A 26,995-nucleotide genomic window follows, 5' to 3' on the forward strand; every position below is an offset into this window, starting at 1 on the left:
CTATTTGAAAGCGATATTCAAACAAATTATGACTTTTAGATTTTTTCTTTTTTCAGTGGTTTTCATCAATTCCCTTTATGGACAAAAACAGCCTGTGGAGTATGTAAATCCGTTTATCGGAACTTCCAATTTTGGTACCACAAATCCTGGTCCCATCGCCGTGAGGGGAATGGCCAACGTTTCGCCCTTCAATGTGGCAGGAGAACAAAACTTGCCGTTGGAAAAGGACAGTCGTTGGTTGTCCACGCCCTATGTTCACGAGAATACGTTTTTGACCGGGTTTAGCCATGTCAACCTAAGTGGGGTAGGCTGTCCAGAACTGGGCGTTATTTTGGCCATGCCAACTACCGGTGAGATGGAGACGGATCATTTGAAATACGGATCCACCTATTCCTCGGAAGTATCCGAAGTGGGGTATTATTCCAATCATTTGGATAAATACGATATAAAGATGGAGGCTACCGCTACCACGAGGGTAGGGGTCAGCAATTACACTTTCCCTAAAGGGGATTCGAATGTTCTATTGAATTTAGGTCTGGGACTTACCAATGAACAGGGAGCTAGTGTTAAGGTGGTTTCCCCAACTGAAATAGAAGGGATGCGATCTGTAGGTTCCTTTTGCTACTACAAACCGGAGGAAGCCTATCCTGTGTATTTTGTGGCCCGTTTTTCAAGACCGGCGCAGGAATTCGGAACTTGGAAAAAACCGACAAAGTACAATGGAGTTGAGTCCCAATGGATGGGTTACAATGGAAAGCCCAGGTTAATGAGGGGCTACACCAAAGAAGTCATTGGTGATAGCATAGGTGCATATATGCGGTATAGTTTTGAGAAGCCCACCCAATTGGAATTGAAAATTGGCATATCCTATGTTAGTATAGCAAATGCCCGGGAGAACTTGGAAAAAGAAACTGCCGATAGAAATTTTGATCAAATTCTAAAAAGCGCCAAGGATGAATGGAACCGATATTTGTCCAAAATTGAGGTCGAGGGGGGCAAGGAAGAGGATAAAATCAAGTTCTACACGGCACTCTATCATACCTTGATTCATCCCAATACCCTGAACGATGTCAATGGGGACTATCCCAAAATGAGAACAAGGGAAACTCTTAAAACGGACGGAAGCCGGTATACGGTTTTTTCCCTCTGGGATACCTATCGCAATTTGCACCAATTAATGAGTTTGGTGTACCCTCGTCAACAGTCCAACATGGTCAAAAGCATGTTGCAGATTTACGATGAAAGCGGTTGGCTGCCCAAATGGGAATTGAACGCCACCGAAACCACCACCATGGTAGGGGATCCGGCGGGAATCATCATTGCGGATACCTATCTCAAGGGAATCCGGGATTTTGATATTGAAAAAGCATATGAGGCCATGCTTAAAAGTGCGGATCAAAAAGAGAACAATCCGCTCCGGCCGGGAATTAAAGATTATCTAGATAAAGGATATTTGACGACCAAGACTACCAATAGCGGTTCGGTTTCCACAACCCAAGAGTACAACATTACCGATTTTGCGATTGCTCAATTGGCCAAGGCATTGGGCAATAAGGAAGATCAAAAAAGATTTGCCAAAAGAGCCATATCCTATAGGAATCTGTTTGATTCGGACATTAATCTTTTGCGACCAAAAAATGATGATGGCACTTGGCTTACACCCTACAATCCGGAATCCGGGGCCAATTTTGAAAAAAACTTGGGATTCATCGAGGGCAATGCCTGGCAATATACCTTTATGGTGCCCCATGATATTAAGGGACTGATGAAAATGATGGGCGGTCCCAAGGTATTTGCCAATCGGCTTCAAGATGTCTTTGACAAAAACCAATTTGATATGGCCAACGAACCGGATATTGCCTATCCCTATTTGTTCAATTATGTAAAAGGCCAAGAGCATCGTACCCAACAAAAGGTATCGGAACTTTTGGAAACCTATTTCAAGAACAGCCCGGACGGCCTACCCGGAAACGACGATACAGGGACCATGTCCGCTTGGGCGGTCTTTTCTATGATGGGTTTATATCCTGTCACTCCAGCGGAACCTATTTATGCCCTTACCAAACCGGTTTTTGATACTATTACCGTTCATTTAGATAATAAGTATTACAAAAATGAAAAACTCAAGATCATTCGGAGCGATTCAATGGGCGATAATGTGGAGATTAAGAGCATCAAGGTAGATGGAAAACCGCATAAGGGTTATTTCATTTCACATAATGATTTAACGAATGCTTCCACCTTGTATTTTGAAATGATATCCTATTAATTTTCATAGGTAAGCTATGCCAAGAATTGTATCACTATTTCTAACGACTGTCTTGGTTTTCCATGTTTCATGTAATGATAACCGATTACGGATTTTCGAAAATGGAAAGTCGGCTTACGAAATAGTGGTCTTGGGCGAAGGCACGGAAAGCCCATACCGATCGGCAGAATTGCTGCAAGAATATCTTCAAAAAATTGGGGAGGTAGTTCTGGATATTGTTGATGAAAACTCCCAAGACGCGGCAAAACATAAAGTCTATATTGGAAATAGAAATGGGGATTCATTGGAGCCCAATCAAATTGTTATCAGAACAAAGGGAAACGACTTGTTCATTTTTGGCCATTCCGATTTGGATACTCGATATGCGGTCTATGAATTTTTAGAACGTTACCTGGGGTGTAAATGGTATGCTCCCGATGCTATGAAAATTCCGTCCACACTGTCCATATCCCTGGAACCTATCGATTACGTGTATACACCGGAGATAACAACAAGAACGGTGCATTCCAAACTATTTTATGAAAACAAAAGCTTTGCCGACCAGCAAAAAGTAACTTATGAGTCCTTTCCGTACTATGCTCCGGGAGCTAGGGTTCATACTTTTCATCGGTTTTTGCCGGAGGAGAAATTCTATGGGTCCCATCCGGAATATTATGCCTTAAGAGGAGATCAACGATTGCCCACCCAATTGTGCCTGACCAATGAAAAGGTATTGCAAATCGTTAAGGATTCGGTATCCGCATTGTTTGCACGAAACCCGGAAGCCTCGGTTGTTTCCGTAAGTCAGGACGACAATCAGCAACATTGTCAGTGCGATGCCTGCCACAAGATCGATGAGGAAGAAGGTAGTCCTTCGGGTACCGTGATCCGTTTTGTAAACCAAGTGGCCGCTGATTTTCCGGATAAGACCATTTCCACCCTGGCCTATCAGTATACCCGTAAACCTAGTAAGACCGAGCCTGCGGATAATGTGCTCATAACCCTTTGCTCCATAGAATGTGACCGTGCGGCACCTATAGCTGAAAAGTGTACCGATTTCGCCAAGGATTTGGAGGGTTGGGGGAAATTAACGAATAATGTTAGAATCTGGGACTATACCACCCAGTACACTAATTTTCTGGCACCATTTCCCAATATCCATACGTTGCGGCCCAACATTCAATTATTTCGGGACAACAATGCGAAATGGGTTTTTGAGCAACATAGCCATAATCCAAGTGAACTTTTTGAACTGAGATCCTACATCACAGCTAAGTTACTATGGAATCCTGAGTCGGATTTGGAAGCATTATTGGTAGAGTTTACAGAAGGATATTATGGAAAGGCCGGAACATACATCAAGGCCTATGTAGATTTGATACATAGCGAACTGGAAAAAGATGAGGATTTCTTCCTATTCCTGTATGGAGATCCTTCGGAGGCTTTTGGTTCCTATCTACGGCCAGAACTATTGACCAGATACATGGAGTTGTTCGATAAGGCCGAAAATGTAGTAGCCGATAGTCCAGAATTGGTAGCCAGGGTAAAGAAAGCCCGTTTAGGTGTGGATTATGCGGTTTTAGAGGCCAGTAGAAAAAATATCAATGAAAAGTACGGTTTAGTGATTACGGATGATGGGGGAACGAAAAAAATCAACCCTAGGGTAGTTTCTCTATTGGACAACTTTATGGAAACGACTTCAGGGCACAACATAGGACTTATGAATGAAATGGGCTTTACCGTAGCGGAATATGGGACGAACTATAAGTCCGCCCTGGAAATTGCACTAAAACCCAATAAGGCCAAGGGCAAAAAAGTAGTTACTCTAACGAGACCCAAAAAATATGCCGATGAAAACCCCATGGTCCTTACAGATGGTGCCCTAGGGGGGAGCAGTTTTTATGCCAATTGGCTGGGATACGAAGGGAACGATATGGAGGTAGTCTTGGATTTGGGAGAGCTTATGGAGATACGGACGATATCCCTTGCTTTTTTACAGGTAACCAATCACATAGTCTTCTTGCCATCCTCAGTGTCCTATTCGATATCTTTGGACAACAAGGATTTCCGTAGGCTGGGTACGGTACCTAATCCTTATCCTCTAAATAAAGATAGTAAAGTAAACGACATCCAATATTTTGATATGGATTTTGGCCCGGTACAAACGTGCTATATTAAGATTAAGGCAAGTAACACCAAAACGCCCTATTGGCATCATGCGGCTGGATTACCTTCCTGGATCTTCGCTGATGAAATAATTGTCAATTAATTGATTTGAGTAGGAAAGAACACAGGTACAATGAATTCATGATAGGATCTACTTAGTTTTTTCCTTCCATCGAGCAATGATATCGTTCTCCCTTTCTTCGGATATTCCAAAAACCACGTCATATCCTTCCTCCTCAATGAATCTTTTCTCCTTAAAGGATAGATAACTTGTTTTAACCGTCTCATCGTATTCCGTAAATGCCAGTCCATGGCGAATAGCTTTTTTATTACTGATTTGATAAAAACCGGGTTCAGGATCAAAAGTGATGGGAATCCAAAAAGGAATTTCCATAAAAGGCTCAAGCTTAACTTCTTCGACCAAAAATTTAGGGTCCATCCATAGTATGCTTACTTTACTTTTCAATGCTTTTTTTGCAAGAACCAGCATGTCTTTATATCCCAACTTTGAAGCTGGGCCTATAAGATTAAAATGTCCACCAACTCTTTTTTCAAGACAAGAAGCTATGAACCTACCAATGTCTTGGGCATCTATCAATTGAACGGGATCATTGGAATTGGGCGCCAGAATTTCTTTTCGGTTTTTGATCCGATTTAGCAGATATCTTCCAAAGGGCCCGGAGTCCCTATCCCCGACAATTGCACCAGGCCTTACTATAGTAAACTGACCAGGGAATGCTTCCTCCACCGCTTTTTCACACAGCACCTTGTTGAGATTGTAGTTGCCCTGCTCATAGTTATTACCTTTTCGCCTTGCCGTATTTTCATCCAATCCTATGGGTCCATAATTAGCATATACGGCAATACTGGAAACAAATACATAGTGTTTGGCTCTATTTCGTAAAATAGTTATGGCGTTTTGGACAAAATTTGGGTTTTGCGGCCATACGTCTATTACCACATCCCAAATCTTTTTCGCCCTTTCTAGGTTCTGATACCCGGAAATACCCTTTTTGCGGTCCCCCCTTATTTTGGAAAGCTTAGGGAATAAATCTGGATTGGTAATTCCTCTATTAAACAAGGTTACATTATGTCCCTCATCAACAAGTGAATTTACGATTGCTGGTCCCAAAAAGTTTGTTCCGCCCAATACCAACACATTTAGTTTAACGGCTGATATGGGATTGGGTAGCACAAATGGTATGGAGAAGGTTGCTGCTCCCACCATGGAGAAATCTTTTAGGAATTTTCGTCTATTGGTATACATGAGTCCAAAGTTTTAGTTCTATTGACTGAATTAAAAATAGGATTTCAATAATTCTTCCTTTTACAGAAAAGTACCAACCGCCTACTATTTTTTACCAAAGCATATTAGAAATACATTTTTGTAATTGGTACTCGTCTAAATGTAATTAGAACTCATTTTTTGTTATTTTATACTTGGTTTTGATTCATGCAACCATTTTACCATTAAATTGGTCAAGATTTCCTCGTTCATGAAAAAAATAGGAAGGCATGGTGTTTTCTGGTGTCTGTACATCCTCTTTACAGTAGGGATTTACTATGTACAGGAACCAAACCTGGGATTGCATATCACTTATGAATTGGCATCTTTGCCCGCAAAATTTCTTACGGTATACGCCACGCTGTATTTTATTCTACCTCAATTTTTGTTAAAGAAAAAGTATGGGCTGGCGTTCTTGCAATTTGCCATACTGTTGATTGTCGGAATGTTTTTTTTACGATTGTTGGTATGGGCGACTGTTTATCCGATTTATTTTGCTGATCTCGATACCAAGCTCATTCCGAGTAACCCAACAAAACTTATCTCCCCTTTGTTGGATCTCATTATAGTATCTTCAATAGCAGTGGTCATTAAATTGTTACGGGATCGCGAAAAACAGCAACTGGACCATCTCAATCGCGCAAAATCCAATATTCAAAATGAACTGCAACTCTTAAAATCTCAGCTGCATCCCCATTTCCTATTTAATACTCTAAATGGATTATATGCCCAAATATTGGAGAACCCTGAAAAAGCATCGAATATGGTAGTTCAACTTTCGGATCTTTTACGTTTTATATTGTACGAAGCAAAAGAGTCGCTGGTAAGCGTCAAAGAAGATTTAGAGTGTTTGGGAAATTATATGGCTTTGGAGCAAATACGATATGGAGATAGGCTGGATTTAAAACATACCATTTTAGGAAATACCGTTAATAAAAAGATTGCGCCCTTGCTCCTTCTTCCGTTTATAGAAAATTCTTTTAAACACGGGATTTCCAAGGATTATGAAAAATGTTGGATACGATGTGAAATTGAGTTGTTTGATGACATTCTGATGTTGGCTCTGGAGAATTCAAAACCCTCATTTTTTGAAGAGGACCGAACCGAAAATGGGATAGGCCTTAAAAATGTAAAACAGCGATTGGAGCATCTATATCCCCAAAAATATGATCTCACAATAACCGAAAGCGAGGATAGATTTTTTGTTCACTTAAAAATACCCCTGGAAAACAAATGAGATGTGTAATTATTGATGATGAGCCTTTGGCCATTGATGTCTTAACAAAGCATTTGAAAAAAACGCAGGGCCTTACCTTATTAAGGTCTTTTCAAAATGCCTTTGAGGCCCTTTACTATGTACAGACCCAAAGAGTTGACCTGATTTTTTTGGATATCCAAATGCCTGGAATAAAAGGATTGCAATTTATCCGGATTTTAAAATATCCGCCTAAAATTATTATAACAACGGCCTATACGGAATATGCCTTGGAGGCACTTGAATTGGGCGTGGTTGACTACCTGCTGAAGCCAATACCTTATCATAGATTCCTTTCAGCGGTTAGTAAGGCCATGGAAATGAAATCTATGCCCAAGGCTTCTTTAGTGGGCAAGGAGATTGGTAAAGATCGGTACTTTTTTTTCAAGGAAGATTCTACCTATTTAAAGGTTTATGAACGGGACATCGGCTATGTTCATGGAAATCGAAACTATTGTAATATTTATCTACAAGACCGGAAGATCAAGGTTAAGGGTAATTTGGGTTATTATTGTTCGGTTTTTTCCGAAGATAATTTTGCCAGGGTGCATAAATCCTATTTAGTATCCTTGGACCGGATAGAAAAATATGATTCCGACTCTTTATGGATACATGGGGATGTAATCCCAATAGGAAGGACCTATAAAACGATACTATGGGATTATTTGAAGGAAAAGACCCTATAAGCCACTTTTTTATGGAATTTCAAGGTTTTCTTTCTGGATAGTCGGTAAAATAGGCCATTTAATCCCAATTTTGGGATAATATCGTTTCTAGACCATTTGCATATTGAATCCGATAAATGGAGGTATTGCCTTATTTCATACCAAAAACTCTTTCATATATCGATAAATCCCTGAAAAGATTTCGAATTGCCTCAAATTTGAGGGATTCCAAATCAAATATTTTATGAAAGAACGTATCAATTTACAGAAGGCATTTACATTTACATGTTGTTTATTTGTGGCAGTGGTGCTCTTGCTTATTAAGAAGATGATGGTTTATAATGGGTTTTAAGGAAACAAATTTGGTTCAACCTCCTTAGTGATTCTTAAAGCTGGGCATAATCCAATTACAAATTAGGGATTGGGTGCGCTCTTAAGACCGAAACTCCATGTTGAAAGCAGTTCAATCATATAATCCATTTGGCTTCAAAAATTATATTTCAGTCCTAATTGCGCTCGCCATCGAGAGTTGAACAAATCTGTTACATAGGGTTCCGTACCTTCAGGAATGTTGAATTGAAATTGTGGCTCGTTGTTTTCGATACCCCTAAAGTTGAGGAGACTAAAACTAGAGTTTACCACATTAGGTACAAATACCAATCGCCCCCAATCTTTGTTGATAAAATTGAACACATTGAGCATATCAAAGGAAAGGGAAATTCCATCTCCATTTTTTAACTTCAAGGCATATTCCAATTTCATATCCAATTCGTGATTCCAAGGAGTTCGTGCTCCATTTCGCTCTGCAATTCGCCCTCGTCTTTCTCTTAAATATGGGTCACTTTCGATAAACGTATTTAAACGTTCCCATTGTTCAACAGTACTTACGGTAACATTTCCGGCACTATCGGTAATATCAATCAGGTTGATTTCCGAGGTGTCTCTGGGCACATAAATTATGTCATTTCTTGAGGACCCATCGCGGTTTAAATCACCCTGATATACATACGAAAAAGTACTTCCTGCACGTCCATTATATAAAAAGGAAATAAAGCCTGTACTGTTTTTGTTGATATTGAATTGATAGGAATGGCTGCTTACAAACTTATGTCTGAGGTCAAAGTTGGAATAAGATAACGATGGATTATTTGCCACCAAAGCTTGATTCCATTCAAAATTGGCCGCTGGTGAGCTTCTCACCGTACTGGAGATGTCTTTACTTTGACCATAAGTATAGCCCAGATAACCACTATAATTTCCAGCTTGCTTACGAAGCCCTAAAGTAAGGTTGTACCGAAATCCTTGATCTGTATTGGTCAACAAGAATACATTGGTGAGGGTGGGATTGATTTTAATGGCATCTCCCGTTTCTAAAAAGTATGGACGATTGTCTGCCCCACTAAAGTTACCCAAATTGTTTCTGCGGTTGATAGACTGAAAAAGCAACCCTTTTACCACGTCCGTATAGGTTCCTTCTACGTCAATGGTCCATTGGTTGGGTAATTTGGCTTTAAAAGCTATGTTGGTTTTCCAGTCTCGGGGTAGACTAAAATTGGGGTCTAAAAGATTTATCTCGGTCAAATTGGGTTGAACGCTTCGTAGGCCCTCCAAGTTTTCAGTTAAAGGCAATACGTCACTAGGTCTTAAATCAATATTAAAGTATTCAGTGCCCGAAATGTATTCCGCATATGCGAACCATAGGTACGGGATACGCCCCGAGAACAAGCCTGTTCCTCCTCGTAGGGTGTACTTGCCATCTTTGTCTATTTTATAGTTAAACCCAAAACGTGGGTTGAACTGTGGTGCCTTGGAAATAGTATTATCAAATCTGGCAAACTCTGGCGTATTGTGTACTTCCTCACTCACGGGCAGTCGCTGGGTGAGGTATTGTCCGTCCACTCTTAAGCCTGCCGTTATTTCCAATTTTTCGTTTATGCGAAAATCATCCTGAAAGAAGGCAGCAGCTTCAAAAACACCAATGGTAGCCGATGAACGAGAGCTTACAAAACCAAAGTCATTATTGTTTACGTTATACACCCCTCTTACGCGTGCAGGTCTATCGTTTAAAAAATCGTCCACGGATCGGTATTCCCACCTCCCGTTCCAGGCAGAGAGAAATCCATAATCTACATCATGCAGTTGACCAAAAACTCCTGCCGTGAAGTGATGTTTATTGCTGTCAAACGCGTAAGTATCTGCAATCTGTAAGGTTGAAAAATCGGTGTTATACACAGAGGCTTCGCGATAAGTGCCTGCAAATATGCGACCTGCGGAAGTGGTTGCGATTTGGATATGAGGAAATATACGGCCATCAAAATCACGATTTTCCTTTACTGTATTAAAGCCTAGTGAAAGTTGGTTAGTGCTTCCATTTTTGAAGTTTGATTTTAATTCCAGAGCGAGACTGCTCGCCACACTTTTATGTCGATAACCTTGATTTCCGAAGTTGAAAAAGGTACTGTTCCATTCTAAATTATCGGCAAAACTATTGACGTAGTTATTACGAAGGGTAAGTTTATGTACTTCGGAAAGGCTGTAATCCAACCTAGTAAATAATTTTGTGCTTGCTGTACCTAAATTGGCACTTTGAAACGCCCCCGGGTCATAATCATAGACATTTAACAATCTATCTCGAATGGCAGTGACATCCTCCAAGGAAATATCCGAAGAGGCACTTCCGGGTGCATTTAAAACGGGAGTATTGGATAAAGCCTGTTCAAAATTCAAATAGTAAAACAGTTTGTCTTTGATTAGAGCACCTCCAATACCGCCGCCAAATTGCACATCATAGAAAGATTGTACCTCTTGTTCGGCCCCGCTGGCAAAGCGCCCTATAAGGTTTTGATTATTGCCATAACCATAGACTTCGGTTTTGGTAGTATTGGTACCATTTTTAGTGACCAAATTGATGCTAGCGCCGTTAAAGTTTCCGATGCTCACATCAAAAGGCGATAGTTTTACACTTACTTGCTTTACAGCTCCCAACCCAATAGGCTGACTTCTGGAAAGGCTCCCTGGTGTACCGTTGGCAGACGAACCAGAGGCACCACTGGCAGGTTCTTGAAAACCGATAATATCATTATTGGCAATACCATCAATATTCAAGTTGTTAAAACGATTGCTAGCACCTCCGAACGAATTTAAATTATTCTCTGGTAAATTCTTGGAGAGGTCTTGAATACTCCTGTTGATAGTTGGAGTGCCTTTGATGGCTTTGCGACCCAGAAGGGTTTCGTTGCCTGTTTTTTTGGGGGTGGATTCAGCGATTACCACGACTTCTTGTAGATTCGTACTTTCCTCAAGAAGCACAAAATCCTTTACAGTGGCACTACCCAAATTAATGACCAAGTTGAATTCTTCAATGGTATTGTAACCCAAAAAAGAGACCGTGACTTTATAACTATTACCCGGGGGAATATTTTTGAGTCTGTAAAAACCACTTTCTTGTGATATCGCTCCATAGGTGAAATTTGTTTCTGTATCAGTCAAAACGATATTTGAGAAAGGTATAGGTTGATTTTGGTTGTCTTTTAAGATCCCCTGAAGACTACCGGTAGTTTCTTGCGCAAAAGTGTTTAAGGCAAATAGCGTCAACAAAACAGTAGTTGGTATTCTTTTCATTCCGATAATCAAGTCTTGTTATCACCAACAGCGGGAATACAGGCTGATTAGCGATTTATCTTTTAAAAAATTTAAGTAAAAAAGAGGTCTTTTGCTTCAAAGCAATGACCTTTCTAGGATTGAAAGAAGTAGAAAACGGGAGATCCCTTATTAAAAAGTGTGAAATGTAAAAGTTTGAGTTCTGTAACCTTGGAAACAAAATAATTGGTACTTCGCCTTTTTACTGCAGATTGGATACTACTGCGCAATCGTGCATTTCGTATCCTATGCAGAACTAGGTTTTCCAAGGCGGATAGGTAATTAATGTCCCACAGCTTTTCGAGTGAATGACATTCAATTCTTCTTGTTTTTAAACTTTCAAAGAATTCTTCAAAAATTTTGTTAGTATTCCACGAAAGTGTTAAGAATGCCCTATAGTCGAAATCTTTTTTCGAAAGTCCCATCAAATAAAACCCACCATCATAAGTAGGTCCAAGAACTGCCTCACCATTCTCTAATATTGCTTTCGCTTGATGGATATGGTTTACCTGCAAGTATGGACAATCATTACCGATAGCAATCAAGCCATCATAGCCTTCATCAAAAACGCTTCGTATTGCATTTGAAAATCGTGTGCCAAAGTCATCTCCTATTTGTTTTGTTTCATCGAAATGGAAAACAGGCAGGTCACTTTGTACAGCGATATCCTTGGTATGTTTATTGAGGGATTTAGCTAGAGTATCCTGAGCTAAAAAAGGCTTGCGTTTTACTTCTTCTTCATCAGAAAGAGCAAAAACCAAAAGTGCAATTTTTTTATCAAGTGTTTTAATTGGATACTATAGTTCTGAATTCTTATATAGTTCGTTAAGTCGTTAACAATTTGGTGACATTACAATTTTGCTAGAAAATTATCGTAAAAAGTAATGAAGTATATTCTCCTCTATTTCATTACTGCTCATTAAGGGAAAAGAGCTTCTTCCTTAAAATAGTGCTGAAAACATCTTAACCATTTTATTTTTTTGAGCATATATGATTTCACCAGAGGTTATTTGGGATAATATGCAGGAAATGACTGAATGACCATTTGGTCAAAAATAGTTTCCTCCCAGTGACGGGGCAAGTAATCGGACGGTAACCAAAGGTGTAATGAACCTTTGTTAGCTAGGGGTCAAGTGGTACGTCGGTAATCCGCTGGAATGACCATTTCCTCTTTATCGGCGGACCTGTTCATCTTAAAGTTCCAGAAAATCCTTTAGTTTTTCATCCTCTATTTGGACCTTGCTATTCTGTAATGCCTCTCGCAAATCTTGTCTTGCCCATTGCATTTGCTGAATGGAAATTTGGAGATTGATATTGGCCTCGTGTAGTTCGGCCCATGATAAATCCAACTTCTGCTTAGCTTCCTTAAAATGTTCCATGCTCGAAATGTACGAAAAAACGAGTACCATGACAGTTAATTCTCAAATTTTTCGATGAAACTACCATCAATTAACTGTTAAACCTTAATTTTTGTGTTAAATCTTATAAAAAAAGTAGTAATATACGTATTAAATTTACTGTTATTAATAGGTCTTATCAAGGTAATTTGTACATATATGTCGAATCGAGGGTCGGAAAGTATTCTGATTATCAATAGATTACGAAATGATCGGTTAGCTGCCCTACCGTTCATAAATCCGGTTGGTTTTAAGGATGGCAAAACCCGATCCTTGGTTCGCGCATATGATTGAACTAGTTATATTCAATATAAAAACGGACAATGAAAAGACCTGGAACAATAAATACTACAATTATTTGACAAAGCAAGCTATGTTTTTAGCATATTTTGTCTTCACCTTTTGGTCGATTTTTTTTGCGACCGCGGCAGGTTTTTTTGCGGTAGCTTGGTGAAGGAAGGATTACCTCACTTCGTTCGGTTTTCCTTTGGAGTCCCTCCTGAAAATGCAAACATGCATCGCTATCAAGCTGTGGATTCGCACTTTTGTTTACCTACAAAAGCTTTAAGCTTTTGATGCCTCCAAAAAATACAAAACCCTGCATTTTCATACAGGGCTTGCGCTTTAAGTGACCGCGACAGGATTACCTTTGGTTTTCCTTTGAGTTCCGTAGTCTAAATGAAAAGCTCCAAACCTACGGTTTGCTACTTTTTATGTTCTCACCTCGATTCCTGAGTGAGGTCAGATCTCATTCGAACAAAAAAGCCCGCCAAATGACGAGCTTTCCATTCTTAAGTGACCGCGACAGGATTCAAACCTGTAACCTTCTGAGCCGTAATCAGATGCGCTATTCAGTTGCGCCACGCGGCCTTTTCAGGGCTGCAAATATATTTCTTTTTAAATTTAAGGCAAAATTACAATCATCAAAATATGGACCTAAAAGCCTTTATACGCGATATACCCGATTTTCCATCCCAAGGAGTTCTTTTTAAGGATATAACCCCACTTTTAAAAAGCCCTGAGGCACTTAGGACAACAACAGAGAGATTGCTTCAAATGGTCAATGGGGAAGTAGATATTGTAGTAGGTATGGAAAGCCGGGGGTTTTTCTTCGCCCCAATTTTAGCCTCCACATTAAACGCCGGTTTTGTCCCCGTTCGTAAATCAGGGAAACTTCCAGGAAAGGTAGTAGAGGAAACCTATGCTTTGGAATATGGGCAGGATACTTTGGAAATTCTTGAGGATAGTATTTCCAAAGGAGATAGGGTCTTGATACATGATGATGTCCTGGCGACCGGCGGTACGGCCGTGGCTACTTGTGCCTTAGTAGAACGCTTGGGCGGAAAAGTAGTACAATGTAATTTTCTTATTGAATTGGAATTTTTAAAAGGGAGGGGGCAATTGAACGGTTTTGATGTAAAATCGCTAATGCGCTATTGATCCAGGGCATTTGTGGTAACATAATACCGCCATCCAATAATGGCCAACTGTAGTTTGGATGCCTTGGACAAATCCAATCCTTTCTTGGAGTAACTCGGCAACAATGCCTTATTTATTTTGGCCAAGAGCTTAAAAAAACCCTGCTTCAAGATGTTCGATTTTCTCAAAAATACAAAATAAAAACTCGGCCCTGGGCCGAGTTTTTTAAACGAAATACTATTTTGAGTTGCTTTCCATCATCTTCTTGGCCAATTCCGCACCTATCAAGGATTGCAGTAAGTTGGCATCCGTTTTCTGGGAATCTCCGCCACCCTCAATAAAGATTTGGGGGAGGTTAAGCTCTTTTAGTTCCCGAGCTACCCCTACAGAGGTTTTGTATTGCCACTCCGCGCGTTCCTGGGGTGTGAGGCCGGCATTTACTAATTTGGCGTTTTGATACGCCTCTGCGTCCGCTGCCACCTTTTTACTCTGCGCTTTGAATTTTTCCACTTCAAATTGCTTCTTTTCCTTGACAAGGTTGAATTCAGCAACCTTGGCCTCGGTTTCCGCAGCTATGGTCTTTTGTATCTGTTCTTTCTCCAAACGAGCCCGTTCTGCTGCTTTTTCAGCCTCTCCCCGCGCTTTTTCCTTTTGTGCACGATAAAACTCGCGCTCGGCCTGCTGCTTTTCCAATTGGGTCTGGGCTACCTCTTCTTTCTGCAATTGGAGGCGCTTATCAAAGGTTTCTTCCCAATCAATTTCCGTAACAACAGCTTGGACCACTTTTAGACCATAGGCTTTTAAGGAATTGCCTTGCTCACGAACAGGCTCTCCTTGTATTCTTTTTATCCGAAAACGCTTTTGCTTGGAATCTTTGTTTACCACGGTCCGTACGGTTGTACTGTCCCCAATAATTTCCCTTCGCTCACTTTCTGTATACTCTTCAAGGACGTACATGCCGTTTTCCAATTGATCTTTAAAGTATCGATCAAAATCCGAGGCTTGTCCGGAAATGTAATCCTGGGCATCCATAAGTTTACAGGTATTCTTTATGGATTGGTCAATATTGGGAATAATCCGGGATCGTATTAAGTTTTGTTCCGTTTTGTTACGATCCGCAACAGATAGGAATTGGGCTTCCCCATCCGTATTTATGCTGATGACCACAGAGGTCGCGATTCTTGCTTTTACAGCATCACTAAAGGCCCAATATTTGGCGGCATCCCCATTGGCGTATTCGCTTTGCTCACCCAATTCACCATTGGTATTGGGTATCACATATTTTATGGGCAGTTCAAATTGGATAGGAATCAATCTTCCCCACATCTTAGTGTGGATACCTTGACGAAAAACAGCCTTTTGCCCGCCCCATGGATATTGAACCGCGTATGCGGTTCCCGGTTCGGCATAAAATAGCGTTCCTGTGACAATGCTCAATACGATGCCCAAGAGTATAATCCGTAGGCTTTTACGTTGGGTAAACCACCCAAGTAATCTATGATTTTTAAATATTGGTTTTGTCAATAAGGTGACAATTCCAATACCAATAATGAGTATTCCAAATAAGGTTAACATAATATGAAGTTTTATAGGTTAGACAATAAGGATAGTAACAAAAGGCAAATAATAATTTTTATGATGATGATCATTGCTTTAAATCTTAAAAGGGTTAGGAATTGTATTCGGATAATCGATTATCCATTTAATATATATAATAAAAATCTATACTTCCTAACGATTTGATGGAAAACAATACAATTGAATATAGTATTGTAAGTAAAAAAATGAAATGTATTTTAATTTTTTTCGAACTTCCTTGAACCGTATTTTGAATTGTAAGGTTAGAAAGCCTGAGTGTTACAGTTTATAACAATTGAAGGGCTATTTTGGGTATTTTTTTTTAAACCAAGGGCCTTTTCATTTAAAAAAGAGGGTTTTTTACTATTTTGATCTTTGGAGAAATAAAAAACCGACCAAAAACTTGGTCGGTTAAATTGTAACTTTTGGTGATTTGTTGTGACTAATTTTTCTTTTTGGTCGTGATTTCTATAACATCATTTTCAGCTTTTTCCCCGTATTTTTTAATTGCCTTTTTACCTTTCCAAACATTCATTGTCATAATATCTTCTGACGATAGCTTTTTTACTTGTTTTTCCGTTGCCTTTTTGCCATCAATGTAGAATAAGGGTTTTTCTTTTCCATCCACGTCAATGACCAAAGGACTATCTCCTTCAGCAATGACCTCAATAGTTGTGTCATCATCCGAATCTCCGATCATCATTACATTCTCTTTTACCTTTCCATCCTTATGTTTTTTGAACTTTACCCTCTTGTTCTTTCTTTTTTTGTCTTCGTCCGATGTAGTTAAATGGATGGTTATGTCATCATCGGCTTGTTCATCCATAGTGATATTAAAATTCATTTCATGTAGCGTATCTTCATCAACTTCTTTCCCATCAACAAAGATTTTTTTGGTTCCGTTTTCCTTTCTAATGTTTATCGTTTTATATTCTCCGGTACGATCTAAGTCTACCCGAACCGTTTCACTGCCTCCCTTGTTTTTGTGCACATGTACCCTTTTGGACACTGCATTTCCAAAGGAAATCCCATTGGTTTCATGATTATAAAATATGGTTATCGGCTTAATGGGGTCCTCTGAGCTGGAATTGTAATTGCCGCTAAATTTTTCACCATCCGGACTTTGGCCACTGATATGTAAAGTAATATCAATGATTTCATTATTATCGTTATGAATTACGATGTACGAGAAATCGATATTGTCCTCTGCCAGATTTTTTTTCATTTTTTCCAATTCATCATTGGAAGTATCCTTGTTGATATTCAATTCTATGGATTGAGCATTGCGTACATGGGAATCTGCGGCCGCATTAAAGGAGTATACCTCTTTGATATTAAAGGACATAAGAAATAGGACTAGCATGGGCAATACCAGAAATAGTTTTATGGTGTTCAATTTTTTCGATTGATTCTGATTTAACATGACGATTCGTTTTTTGATTAATGAATTATAAAAAGGATTGGTAACGGTAGGCTTTTTTTCAACTACGGCCTGTTTTAACATCAAATATTGATAGGTCTTTTTGCAAGTAACCTTTTGGAAAGCCTTTGAATCTGCCAAAAACTCCAAGTTTTGCTTTACAAATGTTTTATAGAACCAGATTATTGGATTAAACCATTGTAGGATGAAAACGAGTTCCAACAGGAGAATATCAATAGAGTGGTATTCCTGAGCATGGACTTCTTCATGGGCGATGATGGATTTTAGTTCGTCTTGGCTAAACTGAGCAGGATTGTAAAAAATATAATTAAAGAACGAAAATGGAGAAATTCGTTTTTGGGTCTTTACGTGATAGAACTGTTCATGTCTTCTAATTTCCTCAGTTTTGATAAGCCTTCTTACGGAAGCTAATTGAAGTATCAATCTTGATAGCAAAAAGAGCACACCCAAAGTATAGATCATCAGCAAAAGGGTCTCCCAGTTAACAAGCACAGTCTGATTCACGGTCAAGGAATTTTCGGAGGTTATGGGAAGGTTGGTGGTGATTCCGGGATCTAACAAAACAACTTTGCGTATTTTAAGAAAAGGAAGAAATACGGAGACGACCAGACCACCGACTAAGAATAATCTATTTTCAAAAAAGAGGGTTTCCTTCCTTAAAAAAAGATGATATGTAACAAAGAACAGCCCGACAATGGCCGATGACTTTAAAAGGTATAAGAAGAAGGCTTCCATTTATTTTTTCTTTTCGATATGATCAATGATTTCCTTTAGCTCTTCCACAGAGATTTTTTCTTCCCTAGCAAAAAAAGAGACTAAATTTTTGTAGGAATTATCGTAATAATCAGCTATTGTGGCATTGATAAACTTTTTGCGATACTTTTCTTTGGTTATTAAAGGATAGTAACGATGCGTGTTTCCAAAAGCTTCATGGCCCACATAATTTTTTTCCTCAAGGTTTCGTATGATGGTAGATAAGGTATTGTAATGGGGTTTGTCGCCCTTCATTTCACCAAGCACATCCTTGACAAACGCCTTCTCCAACTTCCAGAGAATTTTCATTACCTCTTCTTCTTTATTTGTTAATTTCTGCATGCTCTGTTTTTATACCATAAACATACTCTTGTTTTTTTAGTCATACAACTATTTTTATAGTTATTCTTTTCCAAAAAGAAAACAATTTAAGTTCAAATCTTCATTATATATTTATAGTAAAATCCACATGAATGCAAAATGTATTTTACATTATAGTTGGGCTTATACTATTAGTAGCAGGAGGCCATTGGTTGTTAAAGTCGGCTGTAGCACTTTCACTACGTTTACATATTTCTAGAATCATAATCGGGATGACCGTGGTTTCCTTTGCCACTTCGGCTCCTGAATTAATAGTGAGCGTCAATGCCGCTTTGAACGGGTTCCCAGATTTGGCTTTGGGTAATGTAGTGGGATCCAATATTGCAAATTTAGGCCTGGTCCTGGCCATTATCATTATTATAGGGAGTATAGACGTACGGAAGAGCTTTTATGTTACGGACTGGCCTGTTATGATGGCGTCCTCCCTCTTGTTTTTTGTATTCATTTATTTTGACGGGGAATTGCAGCGATATGAAGGAGGCATTATGTTCCTGATTCTATTTCTATTTTTGGTTTATCTACTGCGTTATCAAAAGCCTGCCGTGGTAGAAGGGGTATCCAAAAATGTAACGCTGTTACCATTACATAAGGCCGTATTGTTATTGGGTATTGGTGGGGGCGCTCTTTGGGGAGGGTCGGAAATATTGGTTAAGGGAGCTATAGGCTTGGCCTCCTTTTACGGTGTTAGTGATCGTATCATTGGGATTACCGTGGTCTCTGTTGGGACCAGTATTCCCGAATTGGCCGCATCCATTATCGCCATCATCCAAAAGGAAAAGGCAATTTCCGTAGGCAACCTAATAGGATCCAACATCTTTAATCTTTTAGCGGTTCTAGGCATTACCGCCATGATCAAGCCTATTCGAGTTGTGGACCAGGGATTATTGGAAAACGATGTTTTTTGGATGTTGGGCATTTCCTTCTTGATATTGCCTTTGGTCTTCTTGCCCAAAGGACTACGTTTAGGTTGGCGAGATGGTATGATTCTTGTGGGAATTTATACCGTATTCATCTATTTTACGGTAACCTAAAAACCCCCTTTTTGATGAAGTTAAACTACTTTGTCGTTATTTGCTTTCTAATATTTCTTCCGCCATTGTGGGGGCAACAGGAATTTATCAGGGGTAAGCTGCTGGATGTCCAAACCGGTGAGCCTGTGGTATTCGCTACCATCAGGATAAAGGGAAAGGCGGTAGGAGTCATCTCTAATCAGGATGGGGGATTTCGTATTCCCAAAAAGTTCAAGGAATTGGGGGATGTACTTGTTATTTCCAGTATGGGGTATCAAAAGAAGGAAATCCCGATAGCTGGACTATCATCTGAGGATATCAACATCGTTCGCCTTTTCCAAGGTGTTTTGGAGTTGTCCGAGGCGGTAGTGACCGCTAGGAAAAAAAGAAGAAGACCCTCCCCAAGAAGAATTGTCAGAAAGGCTATAGAGGCCATACCGGTCAACTTTCCCCAAAACGCATTCTCTACTATTGGGTATTACAGGGACTATCAGCTTAATCAGAAAAATGAGTATATAAACCTCAATGAAGCCATAATTGAAGTATTTGATGAAGGGTTTGATGAATTGGATCATAAAACCTCCCAAGTTAGAATTTATGATTACAAAAGGAATGAGGATTTTAAGAGATACTCATTAGCTGAGCAACGGTACAATTACCAAACCCAACAGAAGGTAATCAATAACGCATTTCTTCCGGATTATGGTGGCAATGAATTTATTATACTGAGAATCCATGATGCGTTAAGAAATCATAAGGTCAATTCCTTTGACTTCGTAAATGTTTTGGAACAGGATTTGTTACGAAACCACCATTTTTTTTTGGAAGAAGATACGTATTTGGGTAATGACGTTTTGTATACTATAGGTTTTCGGAAAAGTTTACCCGGTCATAGGGTTTATGGAATTCTCTACATTTCAAAACAGAATTTTGCGATTCATGGAATGGAATATTCCGTATACGATCGTTTAAAAACGAATACCGTTAAGAAAATCAATAAGTATAATACCAATAAGCAGCTCGTTTTTGAAGTAATTACGGAGTATAAGCCAATAGAGGACAAAATGTTTTTGAACTATATTTCCTTTCATAATTCCTTTCAACTCTGGGATGCTCCGGTGTTTATGCTGCGGGGCATTACTGTTGATCTTTCCAAAAAATGTTTTATCGTCACTTTTAGTGACCTACCCGTACGAAAATCAGCTACAAATCTGAGAAATTATAAATTTCGGTTCGAAGGCCGAAAGGTGAAGTTTTTGAGAGGTAATCTTCGTCAAAATGTAATGGAGTTGTATCCCGATATGGAGAAGTCTGAATCACAGCTTATGTTCAAGGAGATTGAAAACCATGAAAGACGAGGTCGACTTGAAAAGGAGTTTCTCGATATTAAAATATCAGATATTAAGGATTTGGAAGGCAATGTATTGAATAAATGGATTTCGCGGGATTACCAACAGTTTCGCGAATACTTTGTCCAGCAAATAAATCAAAAGACCCATCCTATTCCCGATAGCCTTCTTATGAAAAAGGACAGACCCATATTTAAGGATCAGCCCATTGTAAGACCCGATAATTTCGAGGAGTATTGGATGAATACCCCGTTGAAATAGGTTGAAAAATGGCAGAATAAAACTATAGCACTTACAAAATGGTACTAAGAAATATTAGATATATATACTGTTTGATTTTGTTCTGCTATAGTACAATTCTATTTTCCCAAGAAAAGGAATTCATACAAGGCAAACTACAGGATGCGCAGACTGGTGAGCCTGTGGTATTCGCCACCATTAGGATAAAGGATAACGCAATTGGGGTTATCTCCAATCAGGATGGGGGATTTCGTATTCCAAAAAAGTTCAAGGAATTAGGGGATGTACTAGTTGTTTCCAGTATGGGATATCAAAAAAAGGAAATTCCGATAGAGAGCTTATCACACAATGATGTAAACATCATCCGACTTTCCTATGGTGTTCTGGAACTAGCGGAGGCAGTGGTCACTGCAAAGAAGAAAAGACAACTCTCCCCAAGGAGAATTGTCAGAAGGGCTTTAGAGGCCATACCGGTCAACTTTTCCCAGAACTCATTTTCCACCGTTGGGTATTACAGGGATTACCAACTTAATGAAGAAAATGAGTATATAAACCTCAACGAAGCAATAATTGAAGTATTTGATGCGGGTTTTGACGAATTGGATCATAAAACCTCTCGAATCAGAATATATGATTATAAGAAGAATACGGATTTCAGAAGAAACCATTTTGCAGAACAAAAGTATGACTACCGAACACGTCGAAAAATAATCAGCAATGCATTCCTCTCCGGGTATGGGGGAAATGAATTTATTATTTTAAGAATACATGATGCCATACGCAGCTATAAGGTCAATTCCTTTGATTTTGTGAACACTCTGGAAAAAGATCTTTTAAGTAACCATTCTTTTTTTAGGGAGGAGGATTTGTATTTGGATGATGAGATACTCTATACCATTGGTATAACCAAAAGTGTACCTGCAAGTAGGGTAAGTAATAAATTATATATAACAGGATACAAAGTAGTAGGCAGACTTTATATATCAAAAAATGATTTTGCTATTCATGGAATGGAATATACACTTTATGATAACCAAAATTTCAATATCAATAAAAAATCAAATCCATCAAACCCCCATGGACAACCCATTTTCGAGGTGGTGACCGAATACAAAAGGATTTATACCAAAATGTATCTAAACTATATTTCACTTCATAATCTTTTTCGACTTAAGGAAGAGCCAAAGTTCATAGCGGAGGACATTACTGTAGATTTTTCAAAAAAGTATTTCATCGTCACGTTTAATACCGAGCCCGAGGCTAGATCCGCAAATATCCTAAGGAATTACAAATTCAAGTTTAAAGGACGCAAGTTGAAATTTTTAAGGAGTGAACTCAACAAAAAAAGAATAGTCCTATATCCGGATATAGAAAAGGCTGAATTGGATGCAATGTTCAAGGAGATTGAAGAAAACAGAAAAGACGGTATTCTAAATAAGGATTTGCTTGTTGCCGAAATCGAGAATATCAAGGACAAAGAAGGTAACCTATTGAATGAATGGACTTTTAAGGATTATCAGCAGTTCCGGGAGTATTTTGTCCAGCGGATCAATCAAAAAGCCAAGCCTATACCAGATAGCCTTCTTATGAAAAGGAACAGACCCATATTTGAAGACCAGCCCATTGTTAAACCTGATGATTTTGAGGAGTATTGGATGAACACCCCTTTAAAATGACCTCAAAAAAGTGAAATATGTATAACTGTAGTGATTTCCATATGATTTCTAAGAACATTAAATGGATACACTATTTTTTTATGTGCTTCTACGGTACCATGGTCTTTTGTCAAGATGACTTTATACGAGGCAAACTACAGGATGCACGGACCGGTGAGCCGGTGGTATTCGCAACAATAAGGATAAAGGACAAGGCGGTTGGAGTTATCTCCAATCAGGATGGAGGGTTTCGTATCCCAAAAAAGTTCAAGGAACTGGGGGATATACTTATAATTTCAAGTATGGGGTATCAGAAAAAGGAAATCCCAATAACCGGTCTTGCGCCGGAAGCTATAAATATCATAAGACTATCCCAAGGCGTTTTGGAATTGTCAGAGGCGGTAGTGACCGCCAAGAAAAAACGGAGGCTAACTGCCAGAAAAATAGTGAGGAAGGCGATAGAGACCATACCAATGAACTATCCCCAAAACTCATTTTCCTTAGTAGGATATTACCGGGATTATCAACTTAACCAAGAAAATGATTATGTAAACCTCAACGAAGCTATCCTAGAAGCTTTTGATTTAGGGTTTGATATGGTGGATAGCGCTACTACTAAGGTTAAAATTTACAATTATAAAAAGAATACGGATTTTAAAAGAGATGAGGTAGCGGATGCCCCTTATAATTACAAGACTTGGCAAAAAATAATTAACAAAGCCTATTTATTCAATTATGGAGGTAATGAATTTACCATTCTTAGGATTCATGACGCCATACGTAACTTTAAGATCAATTCCTTTGATTTTGTAAACCAATTGGAAAATGACTTTTTGAATAATCATTTTTTTGATAAGGATGATGATGTTTATTTGGATGGACAAGCCTTGTACAGTATACGGTTTAAAAATTCGAAATCGGGATTAACAATTTCGGGAAGATTGATAATATCCAAGGAAAACTATGCTATCTATAAAATGGAGTATGCCGTGTATGATGGTGTTAAGGGAAAACGTTTAGGTAAAAGCAACAAGGATGGAAATAAGAAACAGCTTGTCTTTAAGGTAGTTTCCGAGTATAAACCAAAATACGGTAAAATGTATTTGAACTATATTTCATTCCACAATAGCTTTCTATTGGGTATGCCGCCCAGATTTGTTGTAGATAACATTTACTTGGATGATTTATGCAAGTGTTTTACGGTCAGGTTCAATGAAATAGTCGATGCCTTCTCTGCTAAAAAGAAGAAGAACTATAGTTTCGTTTTCAATGGGAAGAAAATTTCTATTTCAAAAATAATACCTTACTTATACACTGTTGAACTCTATCCTCGTATGACCGAAAGACAGTTTGCCAGTATGAAGTCGGAGACAGAAAAAGTAATCAGAAATTTGGAACTGGGCCAGATGAAAACCTCAGAAGCAACAATTAAAGGATTTGGGGATATTGATGGGGACCTTTATATATACAAGGCAAAACTCGATTCTGATATAATAGAGGAAGGGTGGGCGGATATGTTTCAAGTAGAAATGAAAGCAGGAAGTTTTAAGGTAGACATGCCAAAAACTTTTAAGGTAACCATTGAAGAGCTTAAGGATATTTATGGCTTTCTTCTCAATAAAAGGGTTTACAAAGAGTATAAACAATTCAGGGAATTTTTTGTACAGCAGGCCCTGCCTGGCCAAATTGCACCAGGAGGTAGTCTTTTTATGAACAAACGCAAACCTATTTTTGAAGACCAGCCCATTGCCAAGCCAAATAACTCTACGGACTACTGGATGAATACACCACTTAAAAAAGCTAACTGATTATGAATAGCCTAAATCTTAATCGCGTTGCTTTTGTTCTGCTGTTCTTTACTTCTTTTGAAATTTTCGCACAACAGCAAGACTATATTATAGGGCGGTTGTTCGACTCCCAATCAAATGAACCCGTGGTTTTTGCCAATATTCGAATTAAGGATAGAGCTTTGGGCATTATTACCAATGTTGATGGTGGTTTTAGAATTCCGCTAAAATACAGGGAGTACGGTAATATCATCGAAATATCATCTATGGGTTATGAAACAAAGGAAATACCTATAACCGATTTTAGCCAAACCGAGCTGAACGTACTGAGCCTAAATCCTACAGTTTTCGGCTTGGATGAGGCAGTGGTCAAAGCCAAGGGTAAACGAAACCGAAACTTAAGTGCCAAGCAAATTGTACAGCGTGCCATTGAGGCCATACCCCGAAATTCCCCCTCAAACTATTTTTCTAGCATTGGCTATTATCGAGATTATCAGTTAAACGATGATCAACAATACGTCAATCTAAATGAAGCCATTCTTGAAGTCTTTGATCAAGGCTTTGATCAGTTGGACGATGCTACTTCGGAAACACGTTTATTTCATTTTGGTTTGAACGATTATTTTGAACAAGACTCCTTGGCAAGAGCTGCTTATAATTATGGATCACTACGAAAAATTATTAAAAAGGCTCATTTGGATGCCTACGGGGGAAATGAATTTCGAATTTTGAGAATTCATGATGCCATAAGAAACTACAATGTTGGTTCTTATGATTTCATCGGCACTCTTAAAACCGACTTCATTGAAAATCACTTTTTCTTGAGAGGTAGTGACACCAGTGTTGATACGGAAGAATTGTATACTATTAAGTTTTGGGTGTTTTATCCAAACTATCGTGCTAACGGCACCATTTATATTTCCAAACTAAATTTTGCGATACATAAATTGGAGTATACCATGTATGATGAAAAAAAAAGAAACAAAACAGGTAAAAGAAATAAGCATGGGAACAAGAAAAAAGTAATTTTTGATATTACCACGGATTATCGAAGAGTAAATAATAAAATGTACCTGAACTACATTTCATTTTATAACAGTTTTATATTGAATATACCTCCGGTTTTTAAAGTGGACTATGCTACCATCAATTTTGCTAGAAGATGCTTTATGGTGGAATACAATTCAATTCCCGAAGCAAAACAGTCCGTACATCTCCCCAATTACAAAGTGGAGTTTAAAAAGAAGCGCGTGAGATTGAAAAGTGCCGGAAGGTGGGAAAACAAGATTTTTTTAAACCCGAAAATGGAAGAGGAAGAAATTACGAAAATGTTGAGTGAATTTACGAAGGCAATAAAAAAAGGTACAGATTTAAATGATTTACTTTCCATAAAGGTCTCCAATGTAAGGGATACCATAGGTAATTTGGTCAATAAATGGACTCAACGAGACTATAAACAATTCAGGGAGTTTTTCGTACAGCGGGTAAGACTTGGCCAAACGGCTCCGGAGGATAGCCTTTTCATGAACAAGCGCAAACCTATTTTTGAAGACCAGCCCACTGCAAAGCCCAATGACTTTGAAGACTACTGGATGAACACGCCTTTACAAAGTACTGAAAATTAAAAAAGTGTACCAAGGAGGTACACTTTTTTAGGTAGTACAACAATCAATTAATTCTAATAAAGTTTTAAATATCAGCAGATTTTACAGTTTTTATTATTCTGCCCGCTATCTTATAAGGATCCCCATTGGAAGCTGGTCTTCTATCTTCCAGCCATCCTTTCCATCCTTTTTCAACGGTTATGATTGGAATACGAATAGAGGCGCCACGGTCAGAAATACCATAACTAAAATCATCTATAGAAGCTGTCTCATGGAGACCTGTTAGGCGTTGATCATTAAACTCTCCGTAAACCTCGATATGTTCTTTAACGACCGGTCGGAATGCTTCACAAATTTTTTCATATGTTTCTTTAGAACCACAAGTTCTCAAGGTTGTATTAGAAAAGTTAGCATGCATACCGGATCCGTTCCAATCCATGTCTTTTCCAAGTGGTTTAGGGTGGTATTCAATATAGTAACCATATTGTTCCGTTAAACGGGCCAGTAAGTATCTAGCAATCCAGATTTCGTCTCCAGCTTTCTTTGCACCTTTAGCAAATAATTGAAATTCCCATTGACCAGCAGCAACTTCTTGGTTAATCCCTTCAAAATTAAGTCCGGCGTCTATACATAGGTTTGCATGCTCTTCGACTAATTCCCTTCCCCACGTATTTTTTCCACCAACGGAACAATAATACATGCCTTGAGGACCAGGATAACCACCAACAGGGAATCCTAATGGCAATTGGGTTGCGGTATCCATAATGAAGTACTCTTGCTCAAAACCAAACCAGAAATCATTATCATCATCGTCAATAGTAGCTCTACCGTTAGAAACATGAGGTGTACCATCAGCATTTAAGACTTCGGTCATAACCAAGTATCCATTTACTCGAGCAGGGTCTGGATAAATCGCAACGGGCTTTAACAAACAGTCCGAAGATCCTCCCTCGGCCTGTTTTGTTGAGGAACCATCAAAAGACCACATTCCAAGTTCTTCAAGTGTTCCTTTGAAATCTTCGTGCTCCTCCACTTTTGTCTTACCTCTTAAATTTTGGGTTGGATAGTAACCATCTAACCACAGATATTCCAATTTAATCTTTGCCATAATTTTTTGGTTGTT

At 38.8% G+C, this 26,995-nt stretch carries 19 protein-coding genes and 1 tRNA gene; 10 read left to right on the top strand and 10 right to left on the bottom strand.

Annotated features, from left to right (window positions below):
• Positions 1-28: 28 nt before the first annotated feature.
• Positions 29-2,269 (top strand): GH92 family glycosyl hydrolase, encoded by a 2,241-nt coding sequence (locus D7Z94_RS16765; RefSeq protein WP_120712721.1) that lies wholly within the window; start codon positions 29-31, stop codon positions 2,267-2,269.
• Between the two features lie 16 nt (positions 2,270-2,285).
• Positions 2,286-4,517: a DUF4838 domain-containing protein gene (locus tag D7Z94_RS16770; protein WP_120712722.1), complete on the top strand. Its 2,232-nt coding sequence runs from the start codon at positions 2,286-2,288 to the stop codon at positions 4,515-4,517.
• 48 nt (positions 4,518-4,565) lie between these two features.
• Here the strand turns inward: D7Z94_RS16770 and D7Z94_RS16775 are convergent, their stop codons facing one another.
• The gene (locus D7Z94_RS16775) at positions 4,566-5,681 is read right to left on the bottom strand and encodes an NAD-dependent epimerase/dehydratase family protein (protein WP_120712723.1); all 1,116 of its coding nucleotides are present in this window, start codon (positions 5,679-5,681) and stop codon (positions 4,566-4,568) included.
• A 229-nt stretch (positions 5,682-5,910) separates the two neighbouring features.
• Between D7Z94_RS16775 and D7Z94_RS16780 the strand changes: the two genes are divergently transcribed.
• Together D7Z94_RS16780 and D7Z94_RS16785 are read left to right on the top strand one after the other, a co-directional pair.
• Positions 5,911-6,936, top strand: a complete 1,026-nt coding sequence (locus D7Z94_RS16780) for a sensor histidine kinase (protein WP_120712724.1) — start codon at positions 5,911-5,913, stop codon at positions 6,934-6,936.
• Positions 6,933-7,640 carry a LytR/AlgR family response regulator transcription factor gene (locus tag D7Z94_RS16785; RefSeq protein WP_120712725.1) on the top strand — a complete coding sequence of 236 codons (708 nt, stop codon included), beginning with the start codon at positions 6,933-6,935 and terminating at the stop codon, positions 7,638-7,640. The genes D7Z94_RS16780 and D7Z94_RS16785 overlap by 4 nt, the downstream gene beginning before the upstream one ends.
• Positions 7,641-8,105: 465 nt before the next feature.
• Here the strand turns inward: D7Z94_RS16785 and D7Z94_RS16790 are convergent, their stop codons facing one another.
• The 4 genes from D7Z94_RS16790 to D7Z94_RS16810 form a co-directional block, all read right to left on the bottom strand.
• Positions 8,106-11,240 carry a TonB-dependent receptor gene (locus D7Z94_RS16790; RefSeq protein WP_120712726.1) on the bottom strand — a complete coding sequence of 1,045 codons (3,135 nt, stop codon included), beginning with the start codon at positions 11,238-11,240 and terminating at the stop codon, positions 8,106-8,108.
• Positions 11,241-11,353: 113 nt separating this feature from the next.
• Positions 11,354-12,019, bottom strand: a complete 666-nt coding sequence (locus tag D7Z94_RS16795) for a DUF2064 domain-containing protein (protein WP_158594666.1) — start codon at positions 12,017-12,019, stop codon at positions 11,354-11,356.
• A 432-nt stretch (positions 12,020-12,451) separates the two neighbouring features.
• The gene (locus D7Z94_RS16800) at positions 12,452-12,637 is read right to left on the bottom strand and encodes a hypothetical protein (protein ID WP_120712728.1); all 186 of its coding nucleotides are present in this window, start codon (positions 12,635-12,637) and stop codon (positions 12,452-12,454) included.
• Between the two features lie 814 nt (positions 12,638-13,451).
• Positions 13,452-13,525 (bottom strand) — tRNA-Arg (locus tag D7Z94_RS16810).
• A gap of 60 nt (positions 13,526-13,585) precedes the next feature.
• Here D7Z94_RS16810 and D7Z94_RS16815 point away from each other — a divergent pair.
• Positions 13,586-14,095, top strand: a complete 510-nt coding sequence (locus D7Z94_RS16815) for an adenine phosphoribosyltransferase (RefSeq protein WP_120712730.1) — start codon at positions 13,586-13,588, stop codon at positions 14,093-14,095.
• Here the strand turns inward: D7Z94_RS16815 and D7Z94_RS16820 are convergent.
• From D7Z94_RS16820 to D7Z94_RS16835, 4 genes are all read right to left on the bottom strand, one after another.
• Positions 14,089-14,244 (bottom strand): SsrA-binding protein, encoded by a 156-nt coding sequence (locus D7Z94_RS16820; protein ID WP_120712731.1) that lies wholly within the window; start codon positions 14,242-14,244, stop codon positions 14,089-14,091. The two genes, D7Z94_RS16815 and D7Z94_RS16820, sit on opposite strands and share 7 nt — an antisense overlap.
• Positions 14,245-14,311: 67 nt before the next feature.
• Positions 14,312-15,649, bottom strand: coding sequence for an SPFH domain-containing protein (locus D7Z94_RS16825; protein ID WP_120712732.1), 1,338 nt, complete (start codon positions 15,647-15,649; stop codon positions 14,312-14,314).
• Between the two features lie 445 nt (positions 15,650-16,094).
• Positions 16,095-17,828, bottom strand: coding sequence for a M56 family metallopeptidase (locus tag D7Z94_RS16830; protein WP_120712733.1), 1,734 nt, complete (start codon positions 17,826-17,828; stop codon positions 16,095-16,097).
• Positions 17,829-18,188 carry a BlaI/MecI/CopY family transcriptional regulator gene (locus D7Z94_RS16835; RefSeq protein WP_120712734.1) on the bottom strand — a complete coding sequence of 120 codons (360 nt, stop codon included), beginning with the start codon at positions 18,186-18,188 and terminating at the stop codon, positions 17,829-17,831.
• A gap of 131 nt (positions 18,189-18,319) precedes the next feature.
• Between D7Z94_RS16835 and D7Z94_RS16840 the strand changes: the two genes are divergently transcribed.
• The 5 genes from D7Z94_RS16840 to D7Z94_RS16860 all read left to right on the top strand — a co-directional run bounded on the left by D7Z94_RS16840 (position 18,320) and on the right by D7Z94_RS16860 (position 25,893).
• The gene (locus D7Z94_RS16840; protein ID WP_120712735.1) at positions 18,320-19,258 is read left to right on the top strand and encodes a calcium/sodium antiporter; all 939 of its coding nucleotides are present in this window, start codon (positions 18,320-18,322) and stop codon (positions 19,256-19,258) included.
• A gap of 14 nt (positions 19,259-19,272) precedes the next feature.
• Positions 19,273-20,847 carry a carboxypeptidase-like regulatory domain-containing protein gene (locus D7Z94_RS16845; protein WP_120712736.1) on the top strand — a complete coding sequence of 525 codons (1,575 nt, stop codon included), beginning with the start codon at positions 19,273-19,275 and terminating at the stop codon, positions 20,845-20,847.
• A gap of 77 nt (positions 20,848-20,924) precedes the next feature.
• Complete coding sequence (locus tag D7Z94_RS16850; RefSeq protein ID WP_158594667.1) at positions 20,925-22,502, top strand: carboxypeptidase-like regulatory domain-containing protein; 1,578 nt, start codon at positions 20,925-20,927, stop codon at positions 22,500-22,502.
• A 17-nt stretch (positions 22,503-22,519) separates the two neighbouring features.
• Positions 22,520-24,289, top strand: coding sequence for a carboxypeptidase-like regulatory domain-containing protein (locus tag D7Z94_RS16855; protein WP_120712738.1), 1,770 nt, complete (start codon positions 22,520-22,522; stop codon positions 24,287-24,289).
• Positions 24,290-24,291: 2 nt separating this feature from the next.
• Positions 24,292-25,893 (top strand): carboxypeptidase-like regulatory domain-containing protein, encoded by a 1,602-nt coding sequence (locus D7Z94_RS16860; RefSeq protein WP_120712739.1) that lies wholly within the window; start codon positions 24,292-24,294, stop codon positions 25,891-25,893.
• 64 nt (positions 25,894-25,957) lie between these two features.
• On the opposite strand, the gene D7Z94_RS16865 is transcribed toward D7Z94_RS16860, so the two are convergent.
• Entirely contained in the window at positions 25,958-26,980 is a 1,023-nt protein-coding gene (locus D7Z94_RS16865) for a glutamine synthetase beta-grasp domain-containing protein (RefSeq protein WP_120713184.1), read from the bottom strand.
• Positions 26,981-26,995: the final 15 nt, after the last annotated feature.

The sequence above is a fragment of the Ulvibacterium marinum genome (genome assembly GCF_003626755.1).
Lineage (GTDB): Bacteria > Bacteroidota > Bacteroidia > Flavobacteriales > Flavobacteriaceae > Ulvibacterium > Ulvibacterium marinum.

Coding starts and splice junctions, on each gene's coding strand:
- D7Z94_RS16765 (WP_120712721.1), top strand. CDS start 29: ATGACTTTTAGATTTTTTCTTTTTTCAGTGGTTTTCATCAATTCCCTT.
- D7Z94_RS16770 (WP_120712722.1), top strand. CDS start 2,286: ATGCCAAGAATTGTATCACTATTTCTAACGACTGTCTTGGTTTTCCAT.
- D7Z94_RS16775 (WP_120712723.1), bottom strand. CDS start 5,681: ATGTATACCAATAGACGAAAATTCCTAAAAGATTTCTCCATGGTGGGA.
- D7Z94_RS16780 (WP_120712724.1), top strand. CDS start 5,911: ATGAAAAAAATAGGAAGGCATGGTGTTTTCTGGTGTCTGTACATCCTC.
- D7Z94_RS16785 (WP_120712725.1), top strand. CDS start 6,933: ATGAGATGTGTAATTATTGATGATGAGCCTTTGGCCATTGATGTCTTA.
- D7Z94_RS16790 (WP_120712726.1), bottom strand. CDS start 11,240: ATGAAAAGAATACCAACTACTGTTTTGTTGACGCTATTTGCCTTAAAC.
- D7Z94_RS16800 (WP_120712728.1), bottom strand. CDS start 12,637: ATGGAACATTTTAAGGAAGCTAAGCAGAAGTTGGATTTATCATGGGCC.
- D7Z94_RS16815 (WP_120712730.1), top strand. CDS start 13,586: ATGGACCTAAAAGCCTTTATACGCGATATACCCGATTTTCCATCCCAA.
- D7Z94_RS16825 (WP_120712732.1), bottom strand. CDS start 15,649: ATGTTAACCTTATTTGGAATACTCATTATTGGTATTGGAATTGTCACC.
- D7Z94_RS16830 (WP_120712733.1), bottom strand. CDS start 17,828: ATGGAAGCCTTCTTCTTATACCTTTTAAAGTCATCGGCCATTGTCGGG.
- D7Z94_RS16835 (WP_120712734.1), bottom strand. CDS start 18,188: ATGCAGAAATTAACAAATAAAGAAGAAGAGGTAATGAAAATTCTCTGG.
- D7Z94_RS16840 (WP_120712735.1), top strand. CDS start 18,320: ATGCAAAATGTATTTTACATTATAGTTGGGCTTATACTATTAGTAGCA.
- D7Z94_RS16845 (WP_120712736.1), top strand. CDS start 19,273: ATGAAGTTAAACTACTTTGTCGTTATTTGCTTTCTAATATTTCTTCCG.
- D7Z94_RS16855 (WP_120712738.1), top strand. CDS start 22,520: ATGTATAACTGTAGTGATTTCCATATGATTTCTAAGAACATTAAATGG.
- D7Z94_RS16860 (WP_120712739.1), top strand. CDS start 24,292: ATGAATAGCCTAAATCTTAATCGCGTTGCTTTTGTTCTGCTGTTCTTT.
- D7Z94_RS16865 (WP_120713184.1), bottom strand. CDS start 26,980: ATGGCAAAGATTAAATTGGAATATCTGTGGTTAGATGGTTACTATCCA.